The 6,047-nt window shown below is 52.6% G+C and carries 2 tRNA genes and 3 rRNA genes; all 5 read left to right on the top strand.

Going from position 1 to position 6,047, the window contains the following annotated elements:
• The first annotated feature begins 607 nt into the window (after positions 1 to 607).
• The 5 genes from FZZ92_RS13075 (at position 608) to rrf (ending at position 5,947) form a co-directional block, all read left to right on the top strand.
• Positions 608 to 2,093: ribosomal RNA gene (locus FZZ92_RS13075) — 16S ribosomal RNA — on the top strand.
• A gap of 183 nt (positions 2,094 to 2,276) precedes the next feature.
• A tRNA-Ile gene (locus FZZ92_RS13070) sits at positions 2,277 to 2,350 on the top strand.
• A 9-nt stretch (positions 2,351 to 2,359) separates the two neighbouring features.
• Positions 2,360 to 2,432 (top strand) — tRNA-Ala (locus FZZ92_RS13065).
• A 420-nt stretch (positions 2,433 to 2,852) separates the two neighbouring features.
• Positions 2,853 to 5,720: ribosomal RNA gene (locus FZZ92_RS13060) — 23S ribosomal RNA — on the top strand.
• Positions 5,721 to 5,830: 110 nt separating this feature from the next.
• Positions 5,831 to 5,947: ribosomal RNA gene (gene rrf / locus FZZ92_RS13055) — 5S ribosomal RNA — on the top strand.
• Together the 16S, 23S and 5S rRNA genes with 2 tRNA genes alongside form the textbook arrangement of a ribosomal RNA operon.
• Positions 5,948 to 6,047 lie beyond the last annotated feature (100 nt).

Genomic DNA, 6,047 nt, shown 5'->3' with positions numbered 1-6,047 from the left:
ACGTGCCTCTTGCGAGCTGGGGAGATGTGGTGTTATGGTTTTGTCTTGCGCGGGAGCCGAGAGGCGAGCGCGCAAGCCGAAGCGCTGAAGGCGAAAGTCTTGATGTGTCTGAGGCGACTTACAAGATCAAGAGGGAGCGATCCCACGGTGTTGTAAGTTCTTCAAGCGGCCGCGAAGGCCGCGATGACCAGCCAAGTGAACTCCTGAGAGGGAGTGCAGCGAGGTTTGGTCGCACCTGGACAACCGAAAAGTTTAGGAACTGACGCTTTCATCGCGTTTGGTTCTGAGCCGACCCGCAAGGTGAAGTGAGGATCCGAATGAAAGAGCGATGAAGGTGTGAGGTCCCGTCAAAAAATTTCGTTGCGTCGAAGCAATTCGCTGCAACGAGAAGGTTTTCACGAACCTTCTTGTTGTCGGTGTGCGAATTGTGGAGCAACAACCGGATCTGAGATCCCGGAAAGTCATTGAAAGAGAAATCTAGAGATGCACTCTTAAGAACCCTTTTTGTGTCAGCGAAGAGGAGGCCTCAACTGTTGCCAGATTGATCTGAGTAATGGGTGACGCAAATCATTTTGAGGGAGCGAAAGCTTCTAAAAGGAAATGATCTACAACGGAGAGTTTGATCCTGGCTCAGGATGAACGCTGGCGGCGTGCTTAACACATGCAAGTCGAACGAACCTTCGGGTTAGTGGCGGACGGGTGAGTAACGCGTGAGAATCTGCCCTCAGGAGGGGGATAACGGTTGGAAACGGCCGCTAATACCCCATATGCCGCGAGGTGAAATGAATTTCGCCTGAGGATGAGCTCGCGTCTGATTAGCTAGTTGGTGTAGGTAATGGCTCACCAAGGCATCGATCAGTAGCTGGTCTGAGAGGATGATCAGCCACACTGGGACTGAGACACGGCCCAGACTCCTACGGGAGGCAGCAGTGGGGAATTTTCCGCAATGGGCGAAAGCCTGACGGAGCAACGCCGCGTGAGGGATGAAGGCCTCTGGGCTGTAAACCTCTTTTATCAAGGAAGAAGATCTGACGGTACTTGATGAATAAGCCACGGCTAATTCCGTGCCAGCAGCCGCGGTAATACGGGAGTGGCAAGCGTTATCCGGAATTATTGGGCGTAAAGCGTCCGCAGGCGGCCCTTCAAGTCTGCTGTTAAAAAGTGGAGCTTAACTCCATCATGGCAGTGGAAACTGTTGGGCTTGAGTGTGGTAGGGGCAGAGGGAATTCCCGGTGTAGCGGTGAAATGCGTAGATATCGGGAAGAACACCAGTGGCGAAGGCGCTCTGCTGGGCCATCACTGACGCTCATGGACGAAAGCCAGGGGAGCGAAAGGGATTAGATACCCCTGTAGTCCTGGCCGTAAACGATGAACACTAGGTGTCGGGGGAATCGACCCCCTCGGTGTCGTAGCCAACGCGTTAAGTGTTCCGCCTGGGGAGTACGCACGCAAGTGTGAAACTCAAAGGAATTGACGGGGGCCCGCACAAGCGGTGGAGTATGTGGTTTAATTCGATGCAACGCGAAGAACCTTACCAGGGTTTGACATCCTGCGAATCTCTTGGAAACGAGAGAGTGCCTTCGGGAGCGCAGTGACAGGTGGTGCATGGCTGTCGTCAGCTCGTGTCGTGAGATGTTGGGTTAAGTCCCGCAACGAGCGCAACCCACGTCTTTAGTTGCCAGCATTTAGTTGGGCACTCTAGAGAGACCGCCGGTGATAAACCGGAGGAAGGTGTGGATGACGTCAAGTCATCATGCCCCTTACATCCTGGGCTACACACGTACTACAATGCTACGGACAAAGGGCTGCAAGTTCGCGAGGACAAGCAAATCCCATAAACCGTGGCTCAGTTCAGATCGTAGGCTGCAACTCGCCTACGTGAAGGAGGAATCGCTAGTAATCGCAGGTCAGCATACTGCGGTGAATACGTTCCCGGGCCTTGTACACACCGCCCGTCACACCATGGAAGTTGGCCACGCCCGAAGCCGTTACTCCAACCCTTGTGGAGGAGGACGTCGAAGGTGGGGCTGATGACTGGGGTGAAGTCGTAACAAGGTATCCGTACCGGAAGGTGCGGATGGATCACCTCCTAACAGGGAGACAAACAACGATTTTGATGCCTGAGTGTTTTTATTCTTAGGCCGAAATCCTGTCACCTTAGGTCGATCGGTACCTCAGATTTGAAATCAAGATGATGCAGCAATGTGTCGTGCTTGGTGGAGATTTTCAGTTCCTAAACTTTGTCTAGGTCACACCCCAAAAGGGATGAGACTCCTGGGCCATTAGCTCAGGTGGTTAGAGCGCACCCCTGATAAGGGTGAGGTCCCTGGTTCAAGTCCAGGATGGCCCATTCGGTGTTGGGGGTTTAGCTCAGTTGGTAGAGCGCCTGCTTTGCAAGCAGGATGTCAGGAGTTCGAGTCTCCTAACCTCCACTGACCGAACTTTATCCCCGTCTCCAAATTGTTGGAGTCGAGCTCGATTGGTGTGTGATTTAGATGTGTCCGCTGGATGACCCCAGCTTCCTGTCATTCCAAGTTTTTAAGTTTAAAACTTTGAATTTGGTTGATAAGATGCTGGGCTCGAACTGAGAAATCAGTTTGAAGTTCTAGCAGAACCTTGACAACTGCATAGGTGAAGTCTGGAAAAACAAAGCATCTTACAGATGCATTGTTTTGAGTCTGATCTTTCGAAAGAGAGATTAGAACCAGAACAATGAAAATTCTTTTGAGCAAGAGCCGAGACTCTTGAATGTTCTTTGATTCGTGTCGAGCGAATCAGAGTTTGATCTTGTTTTTAGCAATAAAAACTTGAGAATCTGCTTTCAACGGCGGTAAGCGTTCAAGAGGTTAATTGGTCAAGCTACAAAGGGCTCACGGCGGATACCTTGGCACACAGAGGCGATGAAGGACGTGGTTACCTGCGATAAGTCCCGGGGAGCTGGAAGCACGCTTTGATCCGGGAATTTCCGAATGGGGCAACCCTTAATACGGCCAGCTGAATCCATAGGCTGGCACGAGCCAACCCAGCGAACTGAAACATCTTAGTAGCTGGAGGAAAGGAAAGTAAAAACGACTCCCTAAGTAGCGGCGAGCGAACGGGGAAGAGCCTAAACCGATGCTTTCGAGTATCGGGGTTGTGGGACAGCAACGTGTATCAGGAATGTTAGGAGAAGTGCTTGAATGGCACGCCACAGAGGGTGAAAGCCCCGTAACCGAAAACTGAACTGAGCTAGCTGTATCCCGAGTAGCACGGAGCACGTGAAATTCCGTGTGAATCCGCGAGGACCACCTCGTAAGGCTAAGTACTACTGTGTGACCGATAGCGAAACAGTACCGCGAGGGAAAGGTGAAAAGAACCCCGGGAGGGGAGTGAAATAGAACATGAAACCGTGAGCCTACAAGCAATGGGAGCCCTACTCATAGGGTGACCGTGTGCCTGTTGAAGAATGAGCCGGCGACTTATAGGCACTGGCGGGTTAAACCGGAAATGGTGGAGCCATAGCGAAAGCGAGTCTGAATAGGGCGTTTGTCAGTGTTTATAGACCCGAACCCGGGTGATCTAACCATGGCCAGGATGAAGCTTGGGTGATACCAAGTGGAGGTCCGAACCGACTGACGTTGAAAAGTCAGCGGATGAGCTGTGGTTAGGGGTGAAATGCCAATCGAACCCGGAGCTAGCTGGTTCTCCCCGAAATACGTTGAGGCGTAGCGTCTCGTGCTCCAGCAGGGGGGTAAAGCCACCATTTCGGTGCGGGCTGCGAGAGCGGTACCAAATCGAGATGAACTCTGAATACCCTGTGTGTAGCGAGGCAGTCAGACTGTGGGGGATAAGCTCCATGGTCGAGAGGGAAACAGCCCAGACCGCCAGCTAAGGTCCCCAAATCAACACTAAGTGATAAAGGAGGTGGGATTGCATAGACAACCAGGAGGTTTGCCTAGAAGCAGCCATCCTCAAAGGAGTGCGTAATAGCTCACTGGTCGAGCGATCCTGCGCCGAAAATGAACGGGGCTAAGTGTTGTACCGAAGCTGCGGATTTTTATGGTAGGGGAGCGTTCTATGTGGGGCGAAGCATTAGCGTGAGCGGATGTGGACTGCATAGAAGTGAGAATGTCGGCTTGAGTAGCGAAAACATGGGTGAGAATCCCATGCACCGAAACCCTAAGGGTTCCTCCGGCAGGCTCGTCCGCGGAGGGTTAGTCTGGACCTAAGGCGAGGCCGAAAGGCGTAGTCGATGGATAACAGGTCAACATTCCTGTACCGGTCATGTTTTGGGAAGAGGGACGGAGAAGGCTAGCCAAGCCAGATGTTGGTTACTGGTTCAAGCGTTCGAGGCGTTGAGGAGCGGTGAAAACGTTCCGAGCTGAGGCGTGAGTACGAGCTGCTACGGCAGCGAAGTTGGTGACGTCAAGCTTCCAAGAAAAGCTCTATACCCGTTAAGGCATGACTGCCAGTACCCGAAACCGACACAGGTGGGGTGGTAGAGAATACCGAGGTGCGCGAGGTAACTCTCTCTAAGGAACTCGGCAAAATGGCCCCGTAACTTCGGGAGAAGGGGTGCCACCGCAAGGTGGTCGCAGTGAAGAGGCCCTGGCGACTGTTTACCAAAAACACAGGTCTCCGCTAAGTCGCAAGACGATGTATGGGGGCTGACGCCTGCCCAGTGCCGGAAGGTTAAGGAAGCCGGTCAGCGTAAGCGAAGCTGGCGACTGAAGCCCCGGTGAACGGCGGCCGTAACTATAACGGTCCTAAGGTAGCGAAATTCCTTGTCGGGTAAGTTCCGACCCGCACGAAAGGCGTAACGATCAGGGCGCTGTCTCGGAGAGAGGCTCGGCGAAATAGAATTGTCTGTGAAGATGCGGACTACGTACACCTGGACAGAAAGACCCTATGAAGCTTTACTGTAGCTTGGTATTGTGCCCGGGCTCTGAATGCGCAGGATAGGTGGGAGACGTTGATCTCATGCTTGTGGGTATGAGTTAGTCACTGGTGAGATACCACTCTTTCAGAGCTAGGGTTCTAACGTTCACCCGTTATCCGGGGAGCGGACAGTATCAGGTGGGCAGTTTGACTGGGGCGGTCGCCTCCTAAAAGGTAACGGAGGCGCGCAAAGGTTTCCTCAGGCTGGTTGGAAATCAGCTGACGAGTGCAAAAGCAGAAGGAAGCTTGACTGTGAGACCTACAAGTCGAACAGGGACGAAAGTCGGCTTTAGTGATCCGACGGTTCTGAGTGGAAGGGCCGTCGCTCAACGGATAAAAGTTACTCTAGGGATAACAGGCTGATCTCCCCCAAGAGTTCACATCGACGGGGAGGTTTGGCACCTCGATGTCGGCTCATCGCAACCTGGGGCTGAAGTCGGTCCCAAGGGTTGGGCTGTTCGCCCATTAAAGCGGTACGCGAGCTGGGTTCAGAACGTCGTGAGACAGTTCGGTCCATATCCGGTGTACGCGTAGGAACATTGAGAGGATTTCTCCCTAGTACGAGAGGACCGGGAGGAACGCACCTCTGGTGTACCAGTTATCGTGCCAACGGTAAACGCTGGGTAGCCATGTGCGGAGTGGATAACCGCTGAAAGCATCTAAGTGGGAAGCCCACCTCAAGATGAGTGTTCCCATGGGGTAACCCAGTAAGGTCACGGGAAGAACACCCGTTGATAGGCTCTACGTGGAAGTCCAGTAATGGATGCAGCGGAGGAGTACTAATAGACCGAGGGCTTGACCAACATTTTGGTTCTTGCCTGAAGACAAATTCTTTGTTGATTCAGACGTGTGGTGAAAGCCACAGATCCTATGCAGTTCTCAGGGTTCAACCCTTGAGAATGTTTATAACTATCCTGGTGTCCATAGCGGTGTGGTCCCACTCCGATCCATCTCGAACTCGGTTGTGAAACGCATCAGCGGCGACGATATTTGGGGGGTAGCCCCCTGAGAAAATAGCTCGATGCCAGGTAAAACATTCTCTTAATAGGTTGATGATTGGCTGATTGTTGTAGCAATCACCATCACCAACCATGAAAAAGCCACCTCATTCGAGGTGGCTTTTTTGTTGT

This window comes from Synechococcus sp. MU1611 (assembly GCF_020514255.1).
Classification (GTDB): domain Bacteria; phylum Cyanobacteriota; class Cyanobacteriia; order PCC-6307; family Cyanobiaceae; genus Parasynechococcus.
The sequence above is the reverse complement of the archived record's forward strand: the minus strand, read 5'-3'. Positions and strand labels throughout refer to the sequence as shown.